General features: G+C 41.9%; 29 protein-coding genes. 4 read left to right on the top strand and 25 right to left on the bottom strand.

The window, feature by feature from the left end:
* Nucleotide 1: 1 nt before the first annotated feature.
* A complete protein-coding gene (locus tag FTU16_RS09375) occupies nucleotides 2–1153 on the bottom strand; it encodes an alanine racemase (RefSeq protein WP_180163131.1) in 1152 nt (383 codons plus the stop codon).
* Nucleotides 1154–1210: 57 nt separating this feature from the next.
* Nucleotides 1211–2491 carry a D-arabinono-1,4-lactone oxidase gene (locus tag FTU16_RS09370; RefSeq protein WP_180163145.1) on the bottom strand — a complete coding sequence of 427 codons (1281 nt, stop codon included), beginning with the start codon at nucleotides 2489–2491 and terminating at the stop codon, nucleotides 1211–1213.
* A gap of 535 nt (nucleotides 2492–3026) precedes the next feature.
* On the opposite strand from FTU16_RS09370, the gene FTU16_RS09365 reads away from it, so the two are divergent.
* Nucleotides 3027–4667 (top strand): acyl-CoA synthetase, encoded by a 1641-nt coding sequence (locus FTU16_RS09365; RefSeq protein ID WP_180163130.1) that lies wholly within the window; start codon nucleotides 3027–3029, stop codon nucleotides 4665–4667.
* Between the two features lie 174 nt (nucleotides 4668–4841).
* Here the strand turns inward: FTU16_RS09365 and yjgA are convergent, their stop codons facing one another.
* From yjgA to mazG, 9 genes are all read right to left on the bottom strand, one after another.
* Nucleotides 4842–5375, bottom strand: coding sequence for a ribosome biogenesis factor YjgA (gene yjgA / locus FTU16_RS09360; protein WP_078189593.1), 534 nt, complete (start codon nucleotides 5373–5375; stop codon nucleotides 4842–4844).
* A 2-nt stretch (nucleotides 5376–5377) separates the two neighbouring features.
* A complete protein-coding gene (locus FTU16_RS09355; RefSeq protein WP_067763492.1) occupies nucleotides 5378–5647 on the bottom strand; it encodes an HPr family phosphocarrier protein in 270 nt (89 codons plus the stop codon).
* On the bottom strand, nucleotides 5644–6495 hold the full coding sequence (rapZ, locus tag FTU16_RS09350; RefSeq protein WP_078189595.1) for an RNase adapter RapZ: 852 nt from the start codon (nucleotides 6493–6495) through the stop codon (nucleotides 5644–5646). Before rapZ ends, FTU16_RS09355 begins: the two co-directional genes overlap by 4 nt.
* A 22-nt stretch (nucleotides 6496–6517) precedes the next feature.
* A complete protein-coding gene (gene panC, locus FTU16_RS09345) occupies nucleotides 6518–7366 on the bottom strand; it encodes a pantoate--beta-alanine ligase (RefSeq protein ID WP_078192648.1) in 849 nt (282 codons plus the stop codon).
* A gap of 3 nt (nucleotides 7367–7369) precedes the next feature.
* Nucleotides 7370–8179 carry a 3-methyl-2-oxobutanoate hydroxymethyltransferase gene (gene panB, locus FTU16_RS09340; protein WP_180005387.1) on the bottom strand — a complete coding sequence of 270 codons (810 nt, stop codon included), beginning with the start codon at nucleotides 8177–8179 and terminating at the stop codon, nucleotides 7370–7372.
* 46 nt (nucleotides 8180–8225) lie between these two features.
* Complete coding sequence (folK, locus tag FTU16_RS09335; RefSeq protein WP_180005386.1) at nucleotides 8226–8711, bottom strand: 2-amino-4-hydroxy-6-hydroxymethyldihydropteridine diphosphokinase; 486 nt, start codon at nucleotides 8709–8711, stop codon at nucleotides 8226–8228.
* Nucleotides 8708–10177: a polynucleotide adenylyltransferase PcnB gene (pcnB, locus tag FTU16_RS09330; protein WP_180163129.1), complete on the bottom strand. Its 1470-nt coding sequence runs from the start codon at nucleotides 10175–10177 to the stop codon at nucleotides 8708–8710. The genes folK and pcnB overlap by 4 nt, the downstream gene beginning before the upstream one ends.
* 134 nt (nucleotides 10178–10311) lie before the next feature.
* Entirely contained in the window at nucleotides 10312–10743 is a 432-nt protein-coding gene (locus FTU16_RS09325; protein ID WP_180055938.1) for a ComEA family DNA-binding protein, read from the bottom strand.
* Complete coding sequence (gene mazG, locus FTU16_RS09320; protein WP_180163128.1) at nucleotides 10721–11515, bottom strand: nucleoside triphosphate pyrophosphohydrolase; 795 nt, start codon at nucleotides 11513–11515, stop codon at nucleotides 10721–10723. The genes FTU16_RS09325 and mazG overlap by 23 nt, the downstream gene beginning before the upstream one ends.
* 104 nt (nucleotides 11516–11619) lie before the next feature.
* Between mazG and FTU16_RS09315 the strand changes: the two genes are divergently transcribed.
* The gene (locus tag FTU16_RS09315; RefSeq protein WP_180005383.1) at nucleotides 11620–12396 is read left to right on the top strand and encodes an SDR family oxidoreductase; all 777 of its coding nucleotides are present in this window, start codon (nucleotides 11620–11622) and stop codon (nucleotides 12394–12396) included.
* A 165-nt stretch (nucleotides 12397–12561) separates the two neighbouring features.
* Nucleotides 12562–12981 (top strand): hypothetical protein, encoded by a 420-nt coding sequence (locus FTU16_RS09310; RefSeq protein ID WP_078192655.1) that lies wholly within the window; start codon nucleotides 12562–12564, stop codon nucleotides 12979–12981.
* Nucleotides 12982–13067: 86 nt separating this feature from the next.
* On the opposite strand, the gene FTU16_RS09305 is transcribed toward FTU16_RS09310, so the two are convergent.
* Nucleotides 13068–13709, bottom strand: a complete 642-nt coding sequence (locus FTU16_RS09305; protein ID WP_180005382.1) for a 4'-phosphopantetheinyl transferase superfamily protein — start codon at nucleotides 13707–13709, stop codon at nucleotides 13068–13070.
* A 277-nt stretch (nucleotides 13710–13986) separates the two neighbouring features.
* Here FTU16_RS09305 and FTU16_RS09300 point away from each other — a divergent pair, with 277 nt between their 5' ends.
* Nucleotides 13987–14556 (top strand): hypothetical protein, encoded by a 570-nt coding sequence (locus tag FTU16_RS09300; RefSeq protein WP_180007219.1) that lies wholly within the window; start codon nucleotides 13987–13989, stop codon nucleotides 14554–14556.
* Nucleotides 14557–14632: 76 nt separating this feature from the next.
* Here the strand turns inward: FTU16_RS09300 and der are convergent, their stop codons facing one another.
* From der to FTU16_RS09235, 13 genes are all read right to left on the bottom strand, one after another.
* Nucleotides 14633–16042: a ribosome biogenesis GTPase Der gene (gene der / locus FTU16_RS09295; RefSeq protein ID WP_111884742.1), complete on the bottom strand. Its 1410-nt coding sequence runs from the start codon at nucleotides 16040–16042 to the stop codon at nucleotides 14633–14635.
* Nucleotides 16043–16215: 173 nt separating this feature from the next.
* Nucleotides 16216–17361: an outer membrane protein assembly factor BamB gene (bamB, locus tag FTU16_RS09290; protein ID WP_078189607.1), complete on the bottom strand. Its 1146-nt coding sequence runs from the start codon at nucleotides 17359–17361 to the stop codon at nucleotides 16216–16218.
* Nucleotides 17358–18056, bottom strand: coding sequence for a tetratricopeptide repeat protein (locus tag FTU16_RS09285; RefSeq protein ID WP_180163127.1), 699 nt, complete (start codon nucleotides 18054–18056; stop codon nucleotides 17358–17360). Before FTU16_RS09285 ends, bamB begins: the two co-directional genes overlap by 4 nt.
* Before the next feature lie 30 nt (nucleotides 18057–18086).
* On the bottom strand, nucleotides 18087–19382 hold the full coding sequence (hisS, locus tag FTU16_RS09280; RefSeq protein ID WP_180055934.1) for a histidine--tRNA ligase: 1296 nt from the start codon (nucleotides 19380–19382) through the stop codon (nucleotides 18087–18089).
* A gap of 3 nt (nucleotides 19383–19385) precedes the next feature.
* Complete coding sequence (gene ispG, locus FTU16_RS09275; RefSeq protein WP_180011668.1) at nucleotides 19386–20507, bottom strand: flavodoxin-dependent (E)-4-hydroxy-3-methylbut-2-enyl-diphosphate synthase; 1122 nt, start codon at nucleotides 20505–20507, stop codon at nucleotides 19386–19388.
* Between the two features lie 23 nt (nucleotides 20508–20530).
* Complete coding sequence (locus FTU16_RS09270; RefSeq protein ID WP_180093372.1) at nucleotides 20531–21325, bottom strand: RodZ domain-containing protein; 795 nt, start codon at nucleotides 21323–21325, stop codon at nucleotides 20531–20533.
* Nucleotides 21316–22119: a type IV pilus biogenesis/stability protein PilW gene (pilW, locus tag FTU16_RS09265; protein ID WP_078189612.1), complete on the bottom strand. Its 804-nt coding sequence runs from the start codon at nucleotides 22117–22119 to the stop codon at nucleotides 21316–21318. The genes FTU16_RS09270 and pilW overlap by 10 nt, the downstream gene beginning before the upstream one ends.
* Before the next feature lie 15 nt (nucleotides 22120–22134).
* Nucleotides 22135–23370, bottom strand: a complete 1236-nt coding sequence (rlmN, locus tag FTU16_RS09260) for a 23S rRNA (adenine(2503)-C(2))-methyltransferase RlmN (RefSeq protein ID WP_078189613.1) — start codon at nucleotides 23368–23370, stop codon at nucleotides 22135–22137.
* A gap of 123 nt (nucleotides 23371–23493) precedes the next feature.
* A complete protein-coding gene (ndk, locus tag FTU16_RS09255) occupies nucleotides 23494–23925 on the bottom strand; it encodes a nucleoside-diphosphate kinase (RefSeq protein ID WP_078189614.1) in 432 nt (143 codons plus the stop codon).
* 109 nt (nucleotides 23926–24034) lie between these two features.
* Nucleotides 24035–24235: a Fe-S cluster assembly protein IscX gene (gene iscX / locus FTU16_RS09250; protein WP_078189615.1), complete on the bottom strand. Its 201-nt coding sequence runs from the start codon at nucleotides 24233–24235 to the stop codon at nucleotides 24035–24037.
* Nucleotides 24236–24356: 121 nt separating this feature from the next.
* The gene (locus FTU16_RS09245; protein ID WP_180144203.1) at nucleotides 24357–24908 is read right to left on the bottom strand and encodes a phosphatase PAP2 family protein; all 552 of its coding nucleotides are present in this window, start codon (nucleotides 24906–24908) and stop codon (nucleotides 24357–24359) included.
* Between the two features lie 192 nt (nucleotides 24909–25100).
* Entirely contained in the window at nucleotides 25101–26378 is a 1278-nt protein-coding gene (locus FTU16_RS09240; RefSeq protein WP_373683896.1) for a glycosyltransferase family 4 protein, read from the bottom strand.
* A gap of 119 nt (nucleotides 26379–26497) precedes the next feature.
* Entirely contained in the window at nucleotides 26498–26782 is a 285-nt protein-coding gene (locus FTU16_RS09235) for a sensor histidine kinase (protein WP_168378455.1), read from the bottom strand.
* Nucleotides 26783–26833: the final 51 nt, after the last annotated feature.

Raw genomic sequence — 26833 nt, 5'->3', positions numbered from 1 at the left:
TTTATTCTCTGAAGGTTTCAAAGGCCATGAATTGAGCGGCTTGGTACAACCAAAGCTGTGCAAATTGAGGGATGATCATTTCACTCTGGGTAGGGCGTAAAAAAATATAATCATCTACGTCTATGCTGCTTGTCTGTGGAATTTGCACAAGTTCCTGATTACTACTTCGACCATATAATGCATGGGGCTGACTGCCTTGAGGATAAACATAGTCCCCTCGCCAATAGCCTCCATAAATAAACACAGCCTGAGATTTTGCCCAACGACTGAGCCATTCTAACTGTGGTAATTCAGTCCGCGGCAACACTTTTAACACGGGTGTGGCGAGCCACAAGGCACTTTGGAAAGCTTGTAAATTTTTCAGTTCAAAATCTGCGGGTTTTAATAACATCGAGCCAAACGAGACTTCGTTACAGACGCTCTGCTGATAATGAAAACTAAAACTAGGACTACCACCACCATTCCAACAGGTGTATTCATCACATAAGGTTGGGTAGCGCTGTTGTACATAAGCTTTGAATTGTTGATAACTTTGCTGGGACTGTTGATAAGTCTGTTCAGCAGATTGGATCAGCCGTGGAATCTTCGCCACATGTGCGTCATAGCCCATCAATCCTGAAAATTTTAAATGTTGGGGATGTTGAACGATTACATCCAAAACAGCCTTTAGCTCATCGATCGTTTTCAGGCCTCCACGGTGTAGCCCCACATCGATTTCAATATTGATGCGTAGACACAGTTGATGCTGCTCAGCAAATTTGAGGTATTGGGCTAAACGCTGTTCACTATCAATCAGCCATTGCACTTGCGATTGCGTTGCCTGCAAAAACGCCTTGTCTGCATGGTTCAAAGCCTGAATCGGCATCGGTTTTCCAAACAACACATCGGCTTGCGGTATCGATTCAAAAAGTGTTTTTAGATGTGCAAAATGAAATAGCATGAAACGCTGTGTCTTGAGCTGTGTAGCACAGTGTTGAAGCAATGCCATGCACGCCAAGGATTTCACTACCAAGCGCGGATGCAGACTATGTGGTATTTGCTGCTGAGTGATCACCAAGTTGTGATTTAATGCATCAACATCCACGATTAACTGCGGCATCCCCGTCCCGTTTTGCTTTAGCAGCGTATTCAACTGTTGAAAATATGCATCCATGCCATCCCCTTTTTCATATCGTTCAATTGGTCTTCAATGTTTAACTTTCCACGATGCTTAATCAATCAGTAACTGCTGTAGCTCGGGACTGAGCCACTTTTGCTGAGGATCTAATTCTTGTCGAATATTCAAAAAATCTTGCCACTTGGGGTACACATTTTGAAGCTGCCGCGCATTTAGGCTATGCAATTTCCCCCAATGCGGACGCCCGCCATATTTTAAAAAAATCGGCTCCACGAGCTTAAAGATGACTTGATAATCTTGCTTATAGAACTGATGCACCGAAATTGAGGCCGAATCTTGCTGATAAAACGGACTGAGCCAAATATCATCCCCACGTACAAGTCGATATTCTAGCGGAAAAAACATCGGAACCTTATGTCGTCGAAGGGTATGCAAAATTTCTTCTAAACAATTCATCCCGTGTTGCAGCGGAATCTGGTATTCCATCTCATTAAATTTGGTATTTCGAGCAGAAGGAAAAATTCGACTTGACCAGTCTACGCTCATCGAAGGTTTGACAAAAACACCTAATAATTTTTGTAGCCATGGATTCAGTGGTGGAAAGAATCGCGTCAATTCTGCACAAAATTTGAGTAATACGTCGTCATCTAACCACTGTTCTTTCCGCGGTTGAAGGTTATCTTCCGTCTCATCTAAGGTTTTTAAAATAACCTGATCGGCATGACTAAATGCCCAGAACTCAATATGTCGATGTTCATATTGCCATTGCTGCATATTCTGCATGACGTCTTTCAACGGACATAATCGCGTTTGTTCTATGAGTTTATACATCGGTCGGTTTTGCAGCTTTACATGCGTCAGCACGCCTAAACTCCCGAGTGAAACACGCCCTGCTTGGAAAATTTCGCTATTCTGCTCAGCACTGCATTGTAGTAATTCGCCCTGCGCGGTTAATAATTCGAAACCCTTAACCAATGCCGATAAACATGGTAATTCGAGTCCGGTACCATGCGTCCCAGTTGCAATAGCCCCAGCCAAACTTTGACGATCAATATCCCCTTGATTAATCAGTGCTTGATCAAAAGACGCGAGCTTCTCACCCAAATCAAATAATCGTGTGCCAGCTTGGACGGTACTTTGGCAGTGTTCAGCATCGATATCTAGAATGCCTTTGAGATGATCTAAACGTACTAAGGTATCTGTGGTTTTTGCCAAAGGGCTAAATGAGTGCCCTGCGCCAACCAAGCGAATCTTAGGATGGTATTGCACCACATCCATTAATTGCTCAAGATTTTGCGGTTGTATAAATGACTTCGGGATCGACTTCTGAGCACCTGACCAATTTTCCCATGCAATGTCGTGTTGAATTGTCATATTCATCCTTGTCGCCATACTTTTTATTGTATTTAGCCGTATTGTTTTATTTTTGATTTCCGCTTTTGCAATGTTAATGCACAAGCCATCTTGATTTTTTACTTAGATTATACGAAGTTCAGCATCTTCTCAAACTTAAGTTTATTGTTATAAAACAGTAAATAAGCCACGATCAATTAAAGAAAAAATCATTCGTTTATACCCTCACAAAGACTATTCAAGGCGCTCTACATTATTCGTTAAGCATCATTCAAACCGAATCAACAAAGAGGATCACACACGGAAATATCTGCCAAATCAGTATAAAAAACCAACAACATCTGTATATTTTTCAACTAAATTATTTATGCTAAAAAATCAATTTTGAGAACCATAGGGTTCATTTTCTTCACCTTACTGTTTTTATTTTATTCAATTTCAATCACTTAAAAATTTAGTATAAATACTCGACTAAAGCATAAATGCAGAGAAGCTAAGGACTGAATTATTGTTAAGTCAGATTTAAAACAAATATACATGGACTTGGAGTACCACGATGGTTAGCGCATACGATGAATTGCCACGGACCCCGGCAAATTTTGTGGCACTTTCGCCTCTACGTTATTTAGAGCGTGCAGCCTATATTTATCCTGATCAGAATGCCATTATCCACGGCAATCGTCATATTTCATGGCGCCAAACGTATAACCGCTGTCGTCAATTTGCACATCAGTTGCAACAATTAGGCATTGGCAAAAACGACACCGTGTCTGTGTTATTACCGAACGTTCCAGCTATGGTTGAAGCACACTTTGCCGTACCGATGGCGGGTGCTGTACTAAATACGCTAAATACACGCCTTGATGCGAAAACCATTGCCTTCATGCTGGAACATGCTGAAACCAAAGTCCTGTTGGTTGACCCTGAATTCACTCAGGTTGCCACTGAAGCTTTAGCTTTAATCGATCAAGATATTTATGTCATTGATGTTGCAGATGCTGAATTTGAAGGTACAGCACAACCGATTGGACAAATCGAATTTGAAGACTGGTTGGCGCAAGGCGATGCCAACTTTGAATGGCACTTACCTCAAGATGAATGGGATGCGATTAGTTTAAGCTATACCTCGGGTACCACAGGGAATCCAAAAGGCGTGGTGTATCATCACCGCGGCGCATATATCAATGCAGCGAGTAACATCATTGCTTGCGGCATGACGCCACGTGCAACGTATCTGTGGACGCTTCCTCTATTCCACTGTAATGGCTGGTGCTTTGCTTGGACAATGGCAGCCAATGGCGGAACCAATATTTGTCTACGTAAAATTGACCCTGAACTGATTTTCAAATTGATTGCAGAACACAAAGTAGATTATTTCTGCGGTGCGCCAATCGTACTTTCAATGTTGATCAATACGCCTGAAGAGAAAAAAGCACAATTTGACCATCGCGTTGAAGTGATGGTTGCTGGTGCAGCGCCACCTGCAGCGATTATTGAAGGGATGCGTAATATTGGTATCAATGTCACACATGTTTACGGTTTGACTGAAACCTATGGTCCATCAGCACTTTGCGCATCGCAAGCTGGTTGGTCTGATCTTTCCATTCAAGAACAAGCACAGTTGCATTCTCGCCAAGGTGTGCCATACCCGCTTCAAGATGGCATGAAAGTCATTGATCCTGAAACCATGTTACCTGTTCCGCATGATGGCCAGACCATGGGTGAAATCATGTTCCGTGGCAACATCGTAATGAAAGGTTATTTGAAAAACCCAGAAGCAACGGCTGAAGCCTTTGCCGGTGGCTGGTTCCATACCGGCGACTTAGCAGTCTGCCAACCTGACGGTTATGCCAAAATTACTGACCGCTCTAAAGATGTGATCATTTCAGGGGGTGAAAACATTTCATCGCTCGAAGTAGAAGAAATTCTATATCAACACCCTGCTGTACTGACCGCTGCAGTGGTTGCAAAACCTGACCCTCGTTGGCAAGAAGTGCCTTGTGCCTTTATTGAATTAAAAGCAGGTAAAGAAGCAACGCCTGAAGAACTGATTGAATTCTGTAAACAACATCTTGCACGTTTCAAAGTGCCAAAAGATGTGGTGATTACCGAAATTCCAAAAACATCGACAGGTAAACTTCAGAAGTTCGTTCTCCGTGAATGGGCTAAAGAGCGCGCTGTTGGTGAATTTGGTTAATGTTAAAACTCAAAAGCCAAGCATGATTTTTTCAACATTTAAGCAAAAAAAGCGACCTGATCAGGTCGCTTTTTTGATATGAAGTCTATAACTTCACGTTTTGCTTCAATGATCAGATCATGTTGAATTATCTGATCATTGAGCTATCTAAGCACTTGGCTATCTAATCATGCATTAGTTATCAGATAATAAAGCCACTTGTTGAATGTAGTTAAACAATTTCAACTTTGACGCAGTCAGTTCTTCTTCGCTTACATTTTTGGCTATATCACGTTGAATACGCAAAATATGCTGACGAATGGGATGATGTTCAGCAGCATTATGTGCTTTCATGAACTCTTTAATGACGGGATCACCTTGGGCAATCATACGTTCAGTCCAGCGTTGAAGCTGCGCTGTTTTTTTCGCACCTTGCTGCGGGGTTAAGTAAGATAAAATCATGGTTTCATCTTCATTACGCAGTAATTTACCTACACGTTGAAACTGACGGCGTCGCGCTTCATGTGAAGTAATGGTTTGTGCATCTAGTAGTGCTTCGATCAGACGCTCTTCAACAGGAAGATTTTTAATCTGTTTAGGATTCAGTTTTGCAAGTTCCTCGCCCAAAGCAGCCATACGTTGTACAGCTTTCTTTTGCTCAGTTTTACTTGCACGTCCTTCTAAGGATTCAAAGTCTTCTTCGGTATAGCGGTTCGGTCGACGTGCCACGTTTAATCTGCCTCGTAAAATTTTGCCGCAAACAGTGCTTGAATTTCAGATAAAGCTTTTTCTTCATCTGCACCTTCAATCACTAAGCGTAAAGTTGTGCCCTTGCCTGCGCCAAGCATCAGCAAAGACATAATATTTTTGGCATCTACTAATTTTCCACCCTTACCAATTTGAATCGACGAGCGAAATTTGGTCGTGACTTCGATTAGCTTGCCAGATGCACGCGCATGTAAACCCAGTTTATTAATTACGTCAACAGTTGTGTCGATCATGACCAGTGCTTCATTTCTCTATGTAGAACCTGAATAGACCATTTTGCCTCAAGTGCTTTTTTTAGTCTATCTACGATATATACCGAACGGTGTTGCCCACCTGTACAACCGATCGACACCGTCATGTAATGACGATGCCCTTCGGCAAATGCCGGCAGCCATTTATCCAAGAAATTATAAATATCTTGGAACATTTCATTGGTTTGTTCACTTTGCTGTAAAAATTGACGAACTGGCTCATCTAATCCTGAATACTTACGTAATTCCATATCCCAGTGCGGATTGGGCAAATGACGGACGTCAAAAACATAATCTGCATCGAGTGGAATACCATGCTTATAGCCAAAAGACTGTAAGATCAAAATTAAATTATCTGCCTGTCCAAGTTTAGACAGCAAGGTATGTTTTAAATCATGTACACTCTTATCTGTAGTATCAATATGTACTGTCGAGCGTAATTGAATCGGCAACAGTAAAGATTTTTCTTCCTGTATGCACTCATTTAAACTTTTGAAACGACTTGCCAACGGATGGGGACGTCGAGATGAACTAAATCGCGCAATCAATTCCTGATCACGCGTGGTCAAATAAATAATATCGACTGAGCCATGGCGTTGTAGCTGTTGAAAAACCAAATCGAACTCTTGTAAATCTGCACGTGTACTGCGGACATCCACACCCAGTGCCAATTGTTCAAGATTATTTTCTGAATCGAGTTTTTCAACAATTTCGGGGAGTAAGGCCAATGGCAAATTATCGATACAGTAATAGCCCAAATCCTCAAGTATCTGTAATGCAGATGACTTTCCAGATCCAGATTGTCCTGTAACAATTAAAATGCGCTTCATCGCTTGCTACCCCATAGCCGTTTTAAACTGCAGTATATTTAACCTGCATATTATCAATAAGACGTGTTGCGCCTAATTTAGCCGCAATAAACAACACCACGTCTTGATCAAATTCTTCAATTTTCTGTAATTCAGGTGTACGTGCTTCAACATAGTCCACAACAAAACCCGCCGCTGTCAATGTTGCTTTAATATTCGCTAACACATCTGCAAGTTGAGTTCCAGCATGTAATTCTGCCTCAGCCGTTTTCAAGCTTTGGTAAATCGTTGGTGCAATCGCACGATTTTCCGCACTTAAATAACCATTGCGTGAGCTCAATGCCAAACCATCTTCAGCACGAGTAATCGGCACACCAATCACTTCTAGTGGAATATTTAAGTCACGTACAAACTGACGAATCACTGCAAGTTGCTGGTAATCTTTTTGCCCAAAGAATGCAAAATTCGGTTGAACAATATTAAAGAGTTTTGTCACAACAACAGCAACACCATCAAAATGACCCGGACGCTGTTCGCCACACAAATCATTGGTAATGCCGCCCACGCTAATATTGGTTAAGCGCGGTTTGTTGCCATACATTTGTTCAACAGTCGGTGCAAACACGATGTCACAACCCACTTCAGCCAATAAGTGCTGATCTTGTTCCAAAGTACGTGGATAGTTGTCAAAGTCTTCATTTGGACCAAACTGAATTGGGTTAACGAAAATACTCACCACCACGACATCACACAGTTTACGTGCTTCACGAACTAAATTAAGGTGACCTTCATGCAAGTTCCCCATCGTTGGTACAAAACCAATGATTTTGCGCGCAGCACGTGCTGGATTTAGCGATGCACTTAAACCTTGAATCGTTGTTTCAGTTTTCATGTCTTACAGCTCAATTTGGAATGTATGTTCTTTGGCAGGGAAACTACCATCAAGTACGGCAGCATGATACGCCTTAAACGCATCCACTATTGCTGTTTCCCCTGCTTGCTCTTTCATAAAATTGCGAACAAATTTCGCCACGTGACTAAACGTCAGTCCCAACATATCTTGTTGAACCAAGACTTGAGCATCCGTTTCTGCACCGGCACCGATCCCAATCACAGGTGTATTTGGGAATAATTCACTAATTTCTTTACCCACTTGGGCAGGAACACATTCCAAAAGTAAAATTGCTGCACCTGCATCAACCACAGCTTTACAATCTGCAATGAGTTGATCCGCGGTTTCGCGTGTACGTGCTTGCACTTTATAACCGCCAAACACATGAACCGATTGCGGAGTTAACCCTAAATGCACACACACTGGAATACCATTACGGGTCAATACTTCAACTGTTTCTGACAACCATGCGCCACCTTCCAATTTGACCATCTGCGCGCCTGCTTGCATCACGATCTTTGAATTCACTAAAGCGTCATTCAAAGTGGCATAGGTCATAAAGGGCAAATCAGTCAGAATAAACGCATGTTTATTGCCACGACGCACTGCTGCAGTGTGATATACCATATCTTCAACAGTGACAGGTAAAGTTGAGTCATTGCCTTGAATGGTCATCCCCAATGAATCACCAATCAGAATACTATCGACTTCAGCAACTTCCATTGCTTTTGCCATGCTCGCATCATAGCAAGTCAGGCAGGAGAATTTGCGGCCTTCCGCTTTAAATTTTTTCAAGTCACTTAGACTAATCATTTCAATATTCCTCAGATGACGGCTTTCTCAAGTGGTCATACAAAAATTAAAGATGGGCCCAGTTTCCTGCATCCAATACAGTTAAATTTGGATTATTCAAAATAGGTAAATCTTTTAATGGTTGTCCTTTAATCTGTAGATTCTCATCTAAATCCAACAAAGGTTTCAACACAAAATCACGTTCTAAAACACCAACATGAGGCACCGTCAAACGTTCATTTTGAATGTGCTGTTCACCATAAATCAGTAAATCTAAATCCAGTGTACGCTCCCCCCAATGACGTAGGCGTACACGCCCCGACTCTTGTTCAAAGCGTTGCAATTCATCCAACAAGGCCAAAGGTGCTAGATCAGTTTCTAATGCAACCGCTGCATTTAAATAATTCGGCTGATCTTGTGGCCCCATTGGCGGGCTTTGGTACAGTTGTGAGACCTTCACTGTTCCGAGTGTTGCAAGTTTATGTACCGCTTCACTAAGGATCTGTAGAGAATCACCTAAATTACTGCCTAAACCAATATATGTCAGCGTCATTGTGTTGGCCCAAAAATAACCTGAGTCAAATCTCGTTTCACACGTTTACGTTTTAAAATCGGATGATCTGCACCAATTTCACCACTGGCTGACGCTGCAACGATTGACACTGTCTCTAGACTATTGGCATGTGATTTAGGCTTACGTTGACGGCGACTTCTGCTTTCTGGTTCATTCACCAGCGGTTCAATTTCAACTTGCTGATGAGTAGAAGTTTTGGCTTCCACATCTTCATGCGCCGCTTTACGACGACTCTTGGCACGTTGACGATTGTATTGGCTAATTGCTCGTTCTTTTTCGTCAGTGCTCATCTGCTGATAAGCATCCCACCACTGCCCCATGCCTTGCGTGCTTGTATCGCCCGATTTTTCACGCAGCAGCAGAAAGTCAAAGCCTGCACGGAACCGTGCATGACCTGAAAGTGCTTCAATTTGCTGTGGTTTTGGACTTAGTAAACGGGTTTGCATTTCCCAAACTTCACGAATAAATGTTTCGGCAAAGCGTGGAATAATGGTTCGTGTAGCCTGACGTTTCAATACATCCAAGCCTGCTTGAGCACGCGCTTCAGCAGGAACAACACCTTTATTTAGATAGAACGTACAACGCTCTTGGAACGGAATCCACAATAACACGGCATAGAAAAATGCAGGGTTAATGGTTTTCCCAATCGAAATACGATGATCGGTATTTTTTGCAGCCAACTCAATAAATGGCGTTACGACCGGTTTGATATCTGCAAATAATTGATACCAAATACCAAAATCGATCAGCATCGGTAAGACGCGATTGAGATGCCCCATGGTAAAGAGCTTTTGTGACTCATCGTATAAACGATGTGGAGACACATCACGCAGCAATTGAGTAAGTTCTGGAGTAAAGACATCCAGAATTTTTTCATCAATATTAAAGTTTAATTTGGCTGCAAAACGTAAAGTCCGAAGCATCCGCACAGGATCTTCTTCAAAACGTAATTGTGGATCACCCAATAAACGCAACGTTTTATGCTTAATGTCATCTACTGCATGACAAAAATCTAGCACTTCACCTTTGCGTGGTTGGTAATACATTGCATTGATCGAGAAGTCACGACGTGCAAAGTCTTGCTCAATCGTACCCCAATTATTATCACGTAAAATCATGCCCGCAGCAGAAGTCACGGCTTTTTTAGGCGGCGCACGGAAGGTCGCAACTTCGATCAGTTCACGTCCTGAGTAGACATGCGCCAGCTCAAAACGACGACCAATAATTCGGCAACGTCGCCCGAAGACTTCTTTCACCTGAGCTGGTGTCGCATTAGTTACGGCATCAAAATCTTTAGGTGCATGACCCAACATTAGGTCGCGGACACCGCCACCCACGATATAAGCTTCATAGCCTGCCTTAGTTAAGGCATCAATCACATCTAAAATGGAAGAAGGTAATTGTGCGGTTGATAAACCACATTTGGACGCGCGCAAAGTTTGCAAAAGACGCTGTCTCCTACGTCTGAACGTAAAATTCTTAAGATGTCGCTAATGATATCTCTAACACAATCAAAGGGCAATTTGATTATCTCGATGCTCAAGCTGAGCTTAACCTAATTCTTTTTTTTACACTTCACTTAAAGTGCCAATTTTGCTTTATTTTTAGCAAACAGCGCAGGACCGATGCCCTTAACCTGTTGAATATCATCAATGCTTTTAAATAAGCCATTACTTTTACGATATTGCACAATGGCTTCTGCTTTTTTCTGACCAATTCCATGCAAAGTTTGCAGTTCATCGACTGAGGCTGTATTTAAGCGTACCTGATCTGATCGGCTATTTTGCTGAGTGCTGGGTCGTGACAAATAATAGTTGGCATTGCTGGGTGCAGTTGCCGATTTGGACTTAGAGGCCTCAGATTGCTTTTTTAATTGTTGATCTTGAGCTTGTTGCATGGCTTTCCATTCCGCGTAGCCCGAAGGGCTTTGAGCATAAGTCAAATTTGCCATTAAACTCAAAACCAAGACAAGTAATTGTGTAGAGTATTTATTCTTTAGGATGTGGTACATATTCAGCCTGTTGTTTTAATTGTTGTTTTGCCTGTTCCCATAACTGATCCATTTCAGTCAGGGACAAGTCTTCTACATGTTTTTGTTGTAATGTGGCCTGTGCTTCAATATAAGCAAAACGGCTTCTAAATTTATGAATGGTACTTAACAGTGCCATCTCACTTGAGATGCCAATCTTACGTCCAACATTCACTAGAGAAAATAAGCAATCACCAAATTCATCAAATATTTCGTCGGATTTTTTGCCTGCCAAGGCCTCTTTTAACTCCCCTAGCTCTTCCTCAAGCTTGCCATAGGCCCCTTCAATATCTGGAAAATCAAAGCCTATTTTCGCCACATTTTTTTGAATTTCATCTGCTTGGCTTAAAGCAGGTGCATGTTTAACTTCATCTAATCTTGATGCTGATTTCCCTGTTTTTTCTTGTTGTTTAATCTGTTTCCATAGTGTTGCCACATCATCCGCATTGAGTGCTGAGAACTGCTCTGCCTGAAACACATGGGGATGACGGCGAATTAATTTATCTGTAATGGCTTGCACCACATCTTGAAAATCAAATGCGCCTTGTTCGCTATACATCTGCGACTGAAAAACCACTTGCAGTAACAAATCTCCCAGTTCATCTCGTACATCATCACTCTGACCTGAACGAACTGCCGCTTCAACTTCATAGGCTTCTTCGATGGCATAACGAGTCAGACTTTCTGGGGTTTGCTTTTTATCCCATGGACATTTTTCACGTAATTCTTCCATCACTGCTAATAATTGTTCCATGTGAACTCCAGCTATTTACTCATCAGTACATTGTTTCGATTACAGAATTTGATATGCTCAAAATTCACTCAGGGAATGAGCAACTCAATTCAGGGAAGCATAACATGCAAAGTATTTTTATTAGCGGTGCAGGACAAGGGATTGGCGCAGCAATTGCACGACTGTTCATACAACAAGGCTATAAAGTTGGGCTTTACGACATTAACCAATCTCAAGTCACCTCCTTAGCTGCTGAACTCGGTAGCCATGCCAAAGCTGGGCTTTTAGATGTGACACAACCAGAGCAATGGCAAAGCGCTTTAGCTGAATTTGTTGCTTGGGCAGGTCAGCTGAATATCTTAGTCAATAATGCCGGAATTCTGTATTCAGGCAGCTTTGAACATACGGAACTGTCTGCACACCACCGAACGATTGATATCAATGTCAAAGGGGTGATAAACGGTTGCTATGCGGCATTCCCCTATTTACAACAAAGCAATTTTGCTCGTGTGATTAACCTCTCTTCGGCTTCAGCTATTTATGGACAAGCAGATTTAGCCAGCTATGCCACATCTAAATTTGCTGTACGTGGGCTCACTGAAAGCTTAGATATTGAATGGCAAAAATACAATATTCGCGTTTTAGATGTGATGCCTTTATTTGTTCAAACCGCGATGGTGCAAGACATGGATGCCCAAAGCATTAAGAAAATGGGCGTCAATCTTCAACCGAGCGATGTCGCTCAGCAAATTTATACCTTGGTACAAAAAAAGGATACGGTCTTAATGGCCACACATACACCTGTGGGGATGAAAGCTAAATTTTTATTTAATTTATCGAAGTTTAGCCCGCAATTTGTCAACCGCTTAAGTAATATTTGGATTGCACAAAAACCCAAATAGCAACGTGTTACTAATCATTTAATTTTGCAATCATATTTGTACGCAAATTACACAAAGTTACACAATTGTCACATTTTAACAGGACAAAATTCCTTTTTTTGAATAATATTCACCCGCCCATTACTTTCGGGCGTTTATTTTCTAACAATAAAAGTGAATTATTTCATGAAAAAATTACTTGTTCTTGCAACTGTTACTTCTATTTCAATTTCTGCTTTTGCTACAACTCAATTCGCATCTTCAGAATTAAAAGCGATGGATTGTGCAACTCTTGCTGTTGAAAAAGCGAATGCTAAGCGCTCTTTAGAAGCTGCTGACAAAAACATTGCAAACATCCAAGCATCTGCTCAAGCGCCAGGCAAATCATTGAGCAAATTTGCTGGTTTAGCGGGTGGCGCTCTTGCTGCTTTCGGTGGTAACTCTGAAAAAGCTGCTCGTGCAGGCAACATTGCAAACAGCTTGGCTGGTGAGCAAGATACTTCTGATGCAGGCAACCTTGAACTTCAACAAGCGAACAAATCTGCTGCTCAAGCAAACATCGACAACATTGGTATCTACCAAGGTTCTAAAAAATGCAAAATCTAATCTAAAGCCAGTTTAGATTGATTTAAAAAAAGCCCTGTTCAGCCAGAACAGGGCTTTTTTCATGGTGATTTATATGTCATACCGATTTATAAGACATTCAACTCAATATTAGGCAAATGAAAGCCTCGGCAAGATTGTTCACTTTCCCATGCCACCGTCAACATCACATGCGGTAGTTGAATATTCTGATAAGCAAAAGTGCCAATTGCGGGATGGCTACACATCCCACCATTCTGCTCAGGATGACACTGTGTATTCAGTTCATTCAGGTTCACTCGAATCCCTAAACCTGACGCTTTAAGTACCGCCTCTTTGGTGGTCCAAACTTTAAACCAATAATCAGGATTATGCTCACAACTGTCCCAATTGAGCAATTCTTCGGGATGAAAGCTGTGTTGAGCCATCGCATCAAAACGAACTTTTCGATTTAAATCTTCAATATCCACACCAATATTGGCGATTTTTTCACTGCTGGCCAATACATAATGCTGCTGACTATGACTATGATTAAAATGAAAATGTGGCAAATCCGGAAGAAAAGGCTTACCAAACGCAGACTTTGAAAAATCTGAATTTTCAACTGACCTATTTAGCCGCTGCCCGAGTAATTGATTTCGATATTGGTAAATGGCTTGTTTACGCACGGCAATTACCTCTTGACGACTCAAGCCATGCGGCTCCACAAAGAAGTCAGTAATTGCACTATATTCAAGCTGAATTTTCGCCATAAGTTATTGATCCAATATCTTTTACACTACGTCCATGACGCTATATTTTATGCGACTCTCCGACACAAAATACACCACAATACAGATGAGCGCATCGGTCCTTTGACTTATCGAGATTTTAAAACTCAGTTTAAAAATATTTCAAACCACTTAAGAAATACTTAATATTATAAATATATTCAAATACTTAAGTATAATAAATATTTCAAATACATCTTCAATTAGATAAAATACTCTAGATTCTTATAACTTTAATTTAAAACTCGGGGTAAACCAGATGCTAAGAAAAATCACCTTAATCAGTTCACTTTGTGTCCTACCATGTTTCGCTCAAGCAGGTTTATTGGATGCAGCTGTTGCAGTGATGGGTGCCAAAAATGGCGCGATTATGGACCAAGCTGAAGCTCGTATGAATCAAAGCCGTCAAGAAGCTGCTAACGCCGTGGCTCAAGCAGACCGTGGCTATGCCTCAAATTTCAATCAAGCTAGCCAAACCAACAATAGTGTTTATAGCACCAGTTATTTAAAAACCTTGGATTGCACAGACCTAAGCGTTGAGCGTAAGACCTTTGAACGTACATTGGAAGCATCGCAACAGGCATTAAGCCAAGCGCCTGCACAGCAAAATAATCAAGTTTCAAAATGGGCTGGTCTTGCTGGCAACGCGCTATCCGCATTTTCAGGTCAATCTGAAACAGCGGCCCGTATGGGACAATTTGCGACAGCTTTTTCTGGCAATAAAAATACACAACAGGATAGCAGCAGCGCACAGCAAGCCATGGAAATTGCTCAAGCTAATCTGGATAATATTGATATTTACCGCCAAGCTAAAAAGTGTAAAAACTAATTTCTACATCTTTTTAGATAAATAAAGTGAAATAAAAAAGCCTGCATATCTGCAGGCTTTTTTTGTTCATCTAAACTTAGCGTTTGAATTTCTTTTCCGCCTTTTTGAACTTCTGAACATAACGACGTTTACGTGCCGCCGTACGCTCATCGATTTGCGACTTACGACCTTCAAATGGGTTATCAGAGGTTTTAAATTCAATTTTGACTGGCGTACCTTCAAGTTTATAAACTTTACGGAACACGTTTTCTAGGTAACGACGATAGTCATTTGGCGTTTTATCGACTTTGTTACCATGAATCACAATCGTCGGTGGATTTTGTCCGCCCATATGTGCATAACGCATTTTGATACGACGACCTTGAACCATTGGTGGTTGGTGTGCATCAGTTGCATCATTCAAGATTTGAGTAATCTTCGCAGGTGATACTTTCAAATGCGAAGAATCATAAGCACGGTGGATCGATGGATAAAGATCACCAACACCTGTACCGTGAAGTGCAGAAATTAAGTGAATTTTTGCCCATGGAATAAAGTCAAAACGACGTTCAACATCTAATTTACACTGTTTACGGTCATAGTCAGACATGTTGTCCCATTTGTTGATGGCAATCACCATCGCACGGCCTGCTTCAAGCGCATAACCGATCAAATGCAAGTCTTGCTCAACGATCCCTTCACGTGCATCGACAACAATAACCACAACATGCGCATCTTTCATCGCTTGTAAAGTTTTCACAATCGAGAATTTCTCGATCATTTCGTCCACTTTACCTTTACGACGTACACCCGCAGTATCGATTAATGTGTATTTACGGCCATCACGTTCAAATGGGATATAAATCGAGTCACGTGTAGTACCCGGTTGGTCAAATGCAACCACACGGTCTTCACCCAACAAACGGTTCACTAAAGTCGATTTACCCACGTTTGGACGACCAATAATCGCTAAACGTAAGCCAGTGTCTTTATCATGTTGTTCTTCACTTTCATCTTCAGGTACATCAGCCAACACTTCTTCAAGCATTTGCTGAACACCACGACCATGGCTGGCAGCCACTTGAAGTGGTTCACCCATACCCAATTTGAAGAATTCAACTAAAGCTGCTTCGGCATGAACACCATCAACTTTGTTGGCAACAAGATAAACTTTTTTACCTAGCGTACGTAAGTCACGTGCAATTTGCTCATCAGATGCCAATAGGCCTGCGCGCGCATCGACCACGAAGACAATAATATCTGCTTCATTAATGGCAGTTTTTGACTGTTCTGCCATGTACGAATCGATACCACCTTCAGTTTCGCCAATACCCCCAGTATCAACGACAATGAAAGATTTATTTTGATAAGTCGCGTCACCATATTTACGGTCACGAGTCAGACCGGCAAAGTCAGCAACGAGAGCATCACGGCTCTTGGTTATCTGGTTAAACAACGTTGATTTTCCGACGTTCGGACGACCAATGAGCGCAATTACGGGTTTCATAGATTAACCTTTATTCCAGATCAGCCAGTTTGGTCTGGTCTGAACATCAGAAAGCTTAGGAAGAATGGAAATAGGATAAATGCCTAAAATAAATAAAAACACGGGGCATTGATGATTCAATCCCCCGCGTTAAAAATACGGTTTGGCTTATTTTAACATAAGCCGCAGAAAAATTAACGGTTCTGCCAAATGCTTAATGCACCCTTACGTGTCGACACATATAATTGGTTGTCAATTACACGTAGTGAACGTACTTCACCACTGGTTTTAGAACGACCAACCAACTCGCCTGTCGCTGGGTTGATTAAGTGAAGTACACCATCCAGATCACCAACTACAAGGTCTTGACCTAACATCACTGGGTTACTCAAATTACGATTAAGCAATTGGTCATTTTCCCACAATGTTTGACCAGTGGTAATTTCATAAGCCACAATTTTACCATCAGTTTGTGTCACAAAGACACCATTGCCCGCAACTTCAGGACGCTGAATGCTGCTCGCATCATTGCTCCAGATCACTTGTTGTGATGCAAGATCAAGTGCTGTCACTTGGCCTTGGTAACTGGTAGTAATTAAAAATTGACCTGCTACAGTTGGTTCACCGTCAATATCAATGAGACGTTGTACATCTGAACGACCGTCTGACACTGCAACACGACGCTGCATTTTCGGAATACCGCTCAATGCATCAATCACATAGATATAGGCATTTGAAGAAGCGATGAGAACATGACGTGCATCAAGTGATACCGGTGCTGCCATACCACGTAAACTAAATTGCACATTTGGCAAGTTATAGGTCCAAGTTTGTTGGCCCGTTGCCACATCGTTTGCGTATACTGTACCATCATTGGTAACTGAAATAACGCGACCTGCTTGAATCAACGACGGTGAAAGTAACGCGCCGGTTAATTGCGCAGTCCACTTTTGTTCACCTGTTGCCTGATCTAATGCAAATAATTGACCTTTTGCATTACCAACAACCACAATTCCGTCAGCTGCTTCTACACCTGCAGTCAAACCTTGTTTAGAGATTTTCTTCTGCCATAAACGCTCTTTGCCTTTGTAGGCTTGAACTTCACCGTTAGGATTTACGCTAAAAACAACGCCGTTATCTGCATCCATACGTAAACGCAGTGGATCTGCTTCTTCAGTTGAAGCCACACTGTTTGAAAATACAGGTGCTAAAGTTTTTGCCTGTTCCAATTTTGGTAAAGGATTTGGTTTTACTTTTTCTACTTTTCCTTTATTTGCACAACCAGCCAAAGCAAGTGTTAAAACTGTCAGCGCACAGGTAATTTTGTATTTTCTATTCATTCAGTTGCTTCCACTTGTGTATCTATAATCGGACGTTCAATTTCAGGATCATCAACTAAAACGCCTACACTTTCGAGTTTAATTTGTAAAATTTGACGTTCTTCTTGTCGCTCAACCAAAGCATCCCATGCACTTTGATAAACTTTCTTTGCATTTTCGATATCATTTTTTGCAACATAGACATCGCCACGGGCTTCATCTGCAGTTGCTTGAAAAGCAGGTTCTTTAACCGCTTCTAAAGTTTTTAATGCTTGATCAAATTTCTTTTGTGCCAATTGTGCATACGCTAAACGTAATTTCACCAATTGAACTAAGCCCGCATCGTCAACTTTTGAATTTTCAACTTTTTTCAAAGCTTTTTCAGCGTTGGCATAATCCGCTTTATCATACGCCAATTTTGCCATAAGCAACTGAGTTTGGATGGCTTGTGGCGAATCTGGCGCTTCTTTTACAATTTTATCTGCAGTCGCAGAAAGTTGTGTAAAAGCGTCACCCGTCGCCGACTGAGCATCATCCATTAACTGCTGGACTTTGGCTGTTTGCATTTGTGATTCAGCCAAAGTTTTCTTCTGCCAGTATTCCCATCCGAAAAAGGCAATCAACGCAATTAAAATGCCGCTAACAATGGCAGAGCCATATTTTTTAGCAAACGATTTTAAATTATCAAGTTGTTCTTCTTCACTTAATGCGCTCATGAAATTACCTTTTTCCTTATGTTATAGGGATTATTTTGAAGAAATTTTTTCGATAATGAAGGCAACAAAGTCTGCCACATTCACTTCGTGTTGTTCTGCAATGGCTAGCTCTTTCACCAGCACTTGCCCAGCTGCTTGCTCACGTTCACCGTAAATCACAGCAAATAAAGCGCCCGATTGGTCGGCTTTTTTCATTTGCGATTTCATTGAACCTTGTGAACCAACTTTTAAGCGAATGTTGCTACCCGCTGCTTCAAGTTGATCACGAATTTGTTCAGCAAGGACCAATGCTTTACCTTGAGTTGCAGGATCTGAAACCAAGAATAGCTCACAGTCACGCACTGGGGTATTGTCTTCCACTTGTTCAAGTAGAAGAAGCAAACGCTCCATACCCATTGCAAAACCAACAGCAGGCACCGACTGGTCTACTTTACCTTTAAGCTGACCGACTAAACCGTCATAACGACCACCAGCACATACCGTTCCTTGAGAACCTAAGTGTGTAGTTGTCCATTCAAAGACCGTTTTATTGTAATAGTCGAGACCACGAACCAATTTTTGATTGATCACAAAACCAACACCAGCATCAGTCAAATACTGCTGCAATTGAGCAAAGTGAGCCAACGTTTCTTCACCCATAAAGTCGTGAAGTTTTGGCGCATTTTCCAAAATGCTTTGTGTTTTTGCATCTTTAGAATCCAAAATACGCAGTGGATTCGTAGTTAGACGACGCTGTGAATCTTCATCTAAGTCATTTTTATGTGACTCTAAAAATTCAACCAATGCCGCACGATAGGCAGCACGTTCATCAGACTCACCTAAAGTATTAAGTTCTAATTGAACTTTATCTGCAACGCCCATGCGTTTCCACAAACGCGCAGTCATTAAAATCAATTCTGCATCTTGATCTGGTGTTGCAACACCAAAGGTTTCTACGCCAAATTGATGGAACTGACGGTAGCGACCTTTTTGTGGTTTTTCATAGCGGAACATTGGGCCGACATACCATACACGCGGTGTAGCACCACGAAGTAAGTTATGTTCAAGCATTGCACGTACACACCCTGCTGTTCCTTCTGGACGCAAAGTCAAAGACTCAGGCGGGTTACCTTTATCTAGGAATGTGTACATTTCTTTTTCAACGATATCCGTTGCATCACCAATAGAACGTTTGAACAGATGAGTCTGCTCCACAATCGGCAAGCGAATTTGCTGATAACCATAAGCATCCATCAGGCTTGATAGATGCTGTTCTAGACGTCTCCATGCAGGACTTTGCGTAGGGAGAATGTCATTAAAACCTTTGATTGCGACGATTGAACTCATGATCTACTCAGAAAAACTTGTGCGAATAATCTCTTTAGCTTTAGCGTCTTCAAGATCGCTAACACGTTGACGAACCATCGCTTCGATTTCGTCAACCAACTGATTTGTGTCAATTAAATGGCTCTTTTCGCCATTACGATACACCAGTGAACGCGGACTTGCACCTACTACACCAATATCGGCTTCTTTGGCTTCACCCGGACCATTTACTTTACAACCAATCACCGATACATCCATTGGGGTACGAATATCTTCTAAACGCTCTTCCAATGTTTGCATGACTTTGATGACATTAAATTCTTGGCGCGAACAACTTGGGCATGCAATAAAGTTAATGCCGTTTGAACGTAAGCCCAATGATTTTAAAATATCAAAGCCAATTTTGATTTCTTCTTCAGGCTCTGCGGCCAATGAAATACGCATGGTGTCACCAATGCCTTCCATCAACAAACCGCCTAAAGCGATAGCAGATTTGACTGAACCCGTGCGGTAGACACCTGCTTCAGTCACACCTAAGTGTAATGGGTTATCAATTTGTGCAGAAAGTAATCGGTAAGCATCCATAGTCAGGAATACATTCGATGCTTTGACTGACACTTTAAATTCATGGAAATTTAAACGGTCTAAAATATCAATATGGCGCATTGCAGATTCAAGCAAGGCCTGACCTGTAGGCTCACCATATTTCTTTTGAATATCTTTTTCCAGTGAACCGGCATTGACACCAATACGCATAGAGATGTCATTATGTTGTGCAGCAGCTACCACTTCACGAATTTTAGCTTCTGAGCCAATATTACCCGGGTTAATACGCAAACAATCTGCACCAAGGTCTGCAACACGTAAAGCAATTTTATAATCAAAGTGAATATCGGCAACCAATGGCACTTGCACACGTTTACGAATTTCACCAAAAGCTTCAGCAGCTTCCATACTCGGTACAGAAACACGCATGATGTCCGCACCGACGTCTACACAGCGCTGAATTTGTGCCACGGTCGCTTCGACATCACAGGTTTCAGTATTGGTCATACTTTGGATGCTGATCGGCGCATCACCACCGACATACACCGAACCTACTTTAATTTTACGCGTTGGACGGCGCTTAATTGGATTTTCAATCATTGTTCAGTCTGCTCTGTTGTCCCTTAACGTGATAAACGGAAATCTGCTTTGCCGTTTACGGTATATGGTGACAATGAAATATTTTCATTATTTAAGCTTAATGACACTACTGTTGCATCATCCAAACGAATTTGGAATGGTGTTTCACCGTTTAAGTTGAGCGTCGATGCTTGACGACCCGTCGCCAACACCTTACCCGTCGAATCAACAATATGTACTGAAGTCGGGCTACTAAAGGTCAATGTCAATTGATCGCCACTGACCGCTGCATTTCCGCCATTCATGTCGAGGACTTGAACTTCTGAAGCGACATCATTGGTCACAGCGTCTTCATTATCGCTGCCTGAGGTCATGCCCTGAATCGCTGCCACGATCGCACCAATGACCAACAACACCGCCAATGCAATCAGACCCCGTTTGATCCATTTACGATTACGGTCACGATTAGAACCGGGTAATTTACCCATTATTTTAATCGGTGAATTGTTTAACGCGTGATTTGGCAACAATCCCGTATCGTTGGCATAAATATCATCAAAACGTTGAATGATATTGGTTGCATCAACTTTTAAATATTTGGCATAAGTGCGGTAGTAACCTTTAATAAAGGTCGCTTCAGGCAATGACTTATAATCATCTTGCTCAAGTGCAGTCAGTGTTTTTAATGGAATATTGAGTTCTGATGCGACAGCTTCAAGTTCCAGTTTTTGCGTAATACGTACTTGACGTAAATACTCACCTGGGCGTTGTACATTTCCTAATGCATTTGGAGCTACGCTCGAACCATTCGATTGCGGTGAATTAGGATTTACTTCCATACGGCCTCAGTACTGTACTGTAATTGCAAATAGCGTTGGTATTCAGGACTTTCTGGGAACAAAGCACGTAACTGGTTAACCAGTACTTGCATACCCAAATTGTCGCCATTGGCACGCGCTGTTCGAATGCCAATCCAGAGTGCACGCGCACCCTGATTTTTTTGTCCTACTGCACGTACAAATTGTTCATACATTTGTGTGGCAGCAGGGAACTGCTGATTCAAATAAAAGATTTCAGACAACTCTAACATTGAAACATAGGAATCACGATTAGCCTGCAAAGCTTGTTTGAATGATTTTTCAGCATTCGCCACATCACCCACTTTCAGGTAAATTCGACCTAAATTTTCCAATGCTTTGAAACGTTGATCATAACCTAAAGTTGAACCTGCGATGCTGAACTGTTCAATCGCATCATTATAACGCTCAACTTGGTATAAATACGTACCGTAGTTGTTACGTGCTTGAGAATTTTTTGAGTCTGCTGAAATTGCACGCTTAAAATAACTATCTGCTTTTTCTAAGTTGGCTGGACTGCCTTCTCGTTGTAGTAAGACACCCATCATCATATTGGCTTGGGAATCGCGAGAATCCACCTCTAAAGCCTGATCTAATGCACGTTTAGCAGAGTCCAAATCCCCTGCTTTCAGGTGTTCAACAGCCAATTGCGTTCTGATTTTTACGGCTTTCTCTGGGTCTTTTTTCCCAATCTCAGGCGTTTGACATGCTGTTAATGCCAAAACCGATGCACATAAAGCTGAAACGAAAGTGAACTTATACGTTAACTTTTTCAATTGGCTGCCTCTTTATTATCCTTGTGAGCGCAGTATCTCATTTTGCTGCGCAACTTTCTTTTTCCATTGCTCCGCACGACGAGTACGGTCAGCAACTTGCCCCACGAGTTGTCCACACGCAGCGTCGATATCATCACCACGTGTCTGACGAATCGTACACACAAAACCGGCATCAGACAAAGTTTTTTGGAAAGAAATAATACGGTTACGGCTTGAACGACCGTATGGCGCATGCGGGAACGGGTTAAACGGAATTAAATTAATTTTGCTTGGGAGGTTTTTCAACAGCTTTAACATTTGCTGTGCATGTTCAGGATGGTCATTTACACCATCTAACATCACGTATTCGATAGTCACGTGTTTACGAGAACTTTCATTACCATCTTTGGCGATATAACGCTGACAAGCAGCAATCAATTGTTCCAACGGATACTTTTTATTGATCGGAACAAGTTCGTTACGTAGTTCATCATTTGGCGCATGGAGTGAAATTGCCAAGGCTACATCAATGTCTTGTGCCAATTGATCAATTTTAGGCACCACACCTGAGGTTGATAAAGTCACACGACGCTTCGACATGCCATATGCAAAGTCATCTAGCATGATGCGCATTGAATTCAATACGGCATCATAGTTCAACAGTGGCTCACCCATACCCATCATCACCACGTTGGTCACTGAACGCTCACGATCAGCAACTGGCACATCTTCCATATAAGAGAAGTTCGCCATCCACAGCTGTCCAATAATTTCAGCTTGGCTCAAGTCACGTTGGAAACCTTGTTTACCGGTTGAACAGAATGAACAGTCCAGAGCACAGCCCACTTGTGACGAAATACACAAGGTCTTACGTGCGCCGGTTTTATCTTCTGCTGGAATGAGTACAGTTTCTACCAATGAACCTGCACCATCACCTACACGGAACACCCATTTACGAGTACCATCTTTTGAATAATTTTTATGCACCACTTCAGGTGCTTTAATTTCACAAATCTTTTCTAGTTTTTCACGCAATTTGCCTGAAATATTGGTCATTTCAGCAAAATCAGTCACGAAGAACTGATGAATCCATTTCATCACCTGCCCAGCACGGAACTTTTTCTCCCCCATTTCTTCGAAGAATTTTTCCATTTGCGGACGTGACATGCCCAGTAAATTCACTTTCTCCACAGTATTTTGCTGCGTCGGAGCGGATGGAGATTGTTGCTGTGCATCAGAAACAGCTGATGTAGCGACTACTTCAGTACTCATGTGTAATTACCTAAACCATGTCTAAAGATCAAAGGAGATGCTCAGTATTTGAGCGAAGAATTATTCAGAGAATAAAAAAACCAGACAAGCAGTATACCACTTATCTGGTTCGAATACTTCGAATTAACGAGTACGTGGAGCGATCTCAGTTTGAGCGAAGAAGTAGTTAACTTCACGATCAGCAGATGCTACAGAGTCAGAACCGTGAGCAGCGTTTTCGTCGATGCTTACAGCGAAGTCTGCACGGATAGTACCAGGAGCAGCTTCTTTAGGGTTAGTTGCGCCAAGGATTTCACGGTGAGCAAGAACTGCGTTTTCGCCTTCAAGAACTGAAACTACAACTGGACCAGAAGTCATGAATGCAACTAAGTCACCAAAGAAACCACGTTCTTTGTGCTCAGCGTAGAAGCCTTCAGCTTCAGCTTGAGTCAAGTGTTTCATTTTAGTTGCAACGATTTGAAGACCAGCTTTTTCGAAACGAGCAAAGATGTCGCCAATGTGGTTTTTAGCAACTGCGTCTGGTTTAACGATAGATAAAGTACGTTCAATAGCCATGAGAGGCTCCTTAAGTCAATTTGACGTGAAAAATTTGCCGCATTATACCGAATAATGCGCTATTTTCTGCTTTTGCTATACAAAAAAATTGCTTTTTTCGATGTAGGGATTAACTTGCCTCATCAATCCAGGCCATCTGAATTCCCTCAAGCAGACCTTCAGTCGACTTTTCTGGGTCATCAGTGAAATTTGGCAATGCACATACCCATGCATGTAGGTCAGTAAAGCGAATCCATTGCGGATCAACATCAGGGTGAGCTTCATACAGCTCAATTGCGATATCAATGGTATCTGTCCAGCGTAAACCCATGGGTCTTCCTAACATCGTCTATAGAATGATGGCTTACTTTAACAAATTTCAGCAATTGGACGTGATAAACCCTTTTAATTTTTTTATTACCAGATTTTGCAATTGTGATGTCCACATCAAACTATAAAACCAAACCCAAAAGAGGTGCACAGAGAATAATCGCCGCACCCACTGCAGCACCTATTGCAGCACCGACAGCAACATCACTCGGGTAATGCAAACCTAAGATCATGCGGGATAATGCCACTAATAAGCTAAAGGGCAACATTAAGACCAACAGCATGGGTTGAATATAGCCCAATACTGTTGTCGCCATGACTGCATGTAGAGTATGCCCCGATGGAAAACTAAAATGATCTAGAGGACGTTCACCTAAGCGAATCACTTGATGCACTTGGTACGGTCTTGGGCGCACAGTTTTCTTTTTGAGGAGTTTGTAGACCGAGGTGCCGACGAAACCACCCAGTAATACATAGACGATTTGTACACTGTAAGACATGCCCTGCACGATCCAGACCGTCGCCAACATGACATACCAAAACACACCATCACCAAGTCGACTCACCATTTTAAATATGTCAGCAACAACTTGTTGATGCGAAAAATGATTGAGATAAATACAGCCTTTTAAATCGAGATGCAGCATTCTTGTTTTTGCATTTTTAAAATTCATCGCTAATCTCCTATCTACAGTCAAAGCCTGACTGTGTTGGGGTTGAGCTAGATTTGTGTTGTTATTTTTACAAGTTTAGTTCTGTGTTTAACTTAGCTTAGGTTCTCTTTTTGACAGTGCAATGATGCTTTGATGACAGTTCAATGAATACTGATTATGAGGATGCTCAACTTCTCTATACAACCAATAGCGCTAGCTCCATTGGCTCATCATGGCTTGATCCACCACGCGATATAGCGCTTGCTCAAATTGCTGTACAGGATATTGCCAACCAATTTTAGCTGCGTCGTTTGCCGCCTCGATGCCCATGGTTTTTAATTTAGCGCGTTGCGGTAATTGCTGCATGAGGCGAATAAATTCATCGGTTCGAGATAAATGACATAACCATCCCGTTTGCTGATTTCTCACGTGCAGTTGGGCACATGCAGCATTATATGCAATCACCGGCAATCCGCTGGCCATTGCCTCCAAAACCACATTACCAAAGGTCTCAACCTGACTTGCGAAAACAAAAACATCCGCACTGGCATAGGCTTCCGATAAAGCCTGACCACTTAAACTTCCCATAAAAATAACATCTAGGGATTTTGCCAGTTGCATTAATCGTTCAAGATCTGGCCCATCCCCCACAATGACCAATTTCGTTCGTGCATCCATGGCCAACATCGAACGATAGGCAGAAATTAAAACATCCACCTCTTTTTCAGGAGATAGCCGACCGACATAGAGCATCACGCGGGTATGTTCATCTGCTTGCCACTGTTGTCTCAGTTCTGCTCGATAATGTGAGGGAGAAAATCGACTATGGTCCACACCTCGCCCCACCACCACCAATGGACAACTAAAACCTAATCGATGCAAGGCATCCGCAGTATCTTGGCTCGGGACACAGGTGAGTTGAGTATTGTTATGAAACCATCGTAAATAATGTTGTACAGGCTTCATTAAAAACGCTAAATCAAAGAAGCGACTAAAATCATGAAAGGCCGAATGAAAACCACTGGACACAGGAATCTGTAAAGAACGCGCCAGTTGAAGCATAGCAAATCCCAAAGGTCCTTCAGTGACTATATGCACAATGTCGACTTGGGCTTTTTTTAAAGCTTTACTCAGCTTGATCAATTGCGGCCAGCCAAATTGTAAACCTGAATATCTAGGAATCGACTGCGCTCGAACCAAACACTCTTGATCAGGTTTGAAATCCTGACAACTTTCGGACTGTTCAGGACGTATTAAAAATATTGAGTTGCCTTGTTGCTGCAAGCCCTTACACAGCTGTAATAAAGAATGTGCAACACCATTAATTTCTGGCGCCCACGTATCTGTAACAATGGCGATTTTTAGACCTGGACGGATTAATGTTGAGACCGTTTGCACATCCATTCGTGATTGCATATGCTTAAATTGGAACTGAAATCGCGCAGGTTCATCCTGCATACGCCCTAAATTAATAGCCGATTCTGTCATGATCTTACATGCTTCTTATAAATGTATAGTCACAGTTTAAGCAGCAGTTTTTTGCATTTTGATGATTATTTGATGACAGTTTATTGAAAAAAATTGACTAATTTCTTCTACAAAATCATGATTTATCCGTAATTTTTAATCACTTTTAAAATCGTCTGACCCGCACGAGAAGTGATTTGCATATCTGCGTTCATCCGCTCTAAATGCCCACTCATACTACGAAGCCCCACACTCAAACCGGCTTGATTGACCAAATTCACATCAAACCCCACACCATTGTCTTCTACTTCCATTATCAATGCCGAGTTTTCATAATAAATCCGAATCTGCACCACGGTCGCATGACTATGCTTCACAATATTGGTTAATGCTTCTTCGGCTACACGCTGTAGGGTTAAACATTCCATTGGAGTAACATCCACTTCCCATTTTGCAGGAACTGACCATTTAGCGTGTAT

Source organism: Acinetobacter sp. YH12069, from assembly GCF_013419675.1.
Taxonomy (GTDB): domain Bacteria; phylum Pseudomonadota; class Gammaproteobacteria; order Pseudomonadales; family Moraxellaceae; genus Acinetobacter; species Acinetobacter amyesii.
The sequence above is the reverse complement of the archived record's forward strand: the minus strand, read 5'-3'. Positions and strand labels throughout refer to the sequence as shown.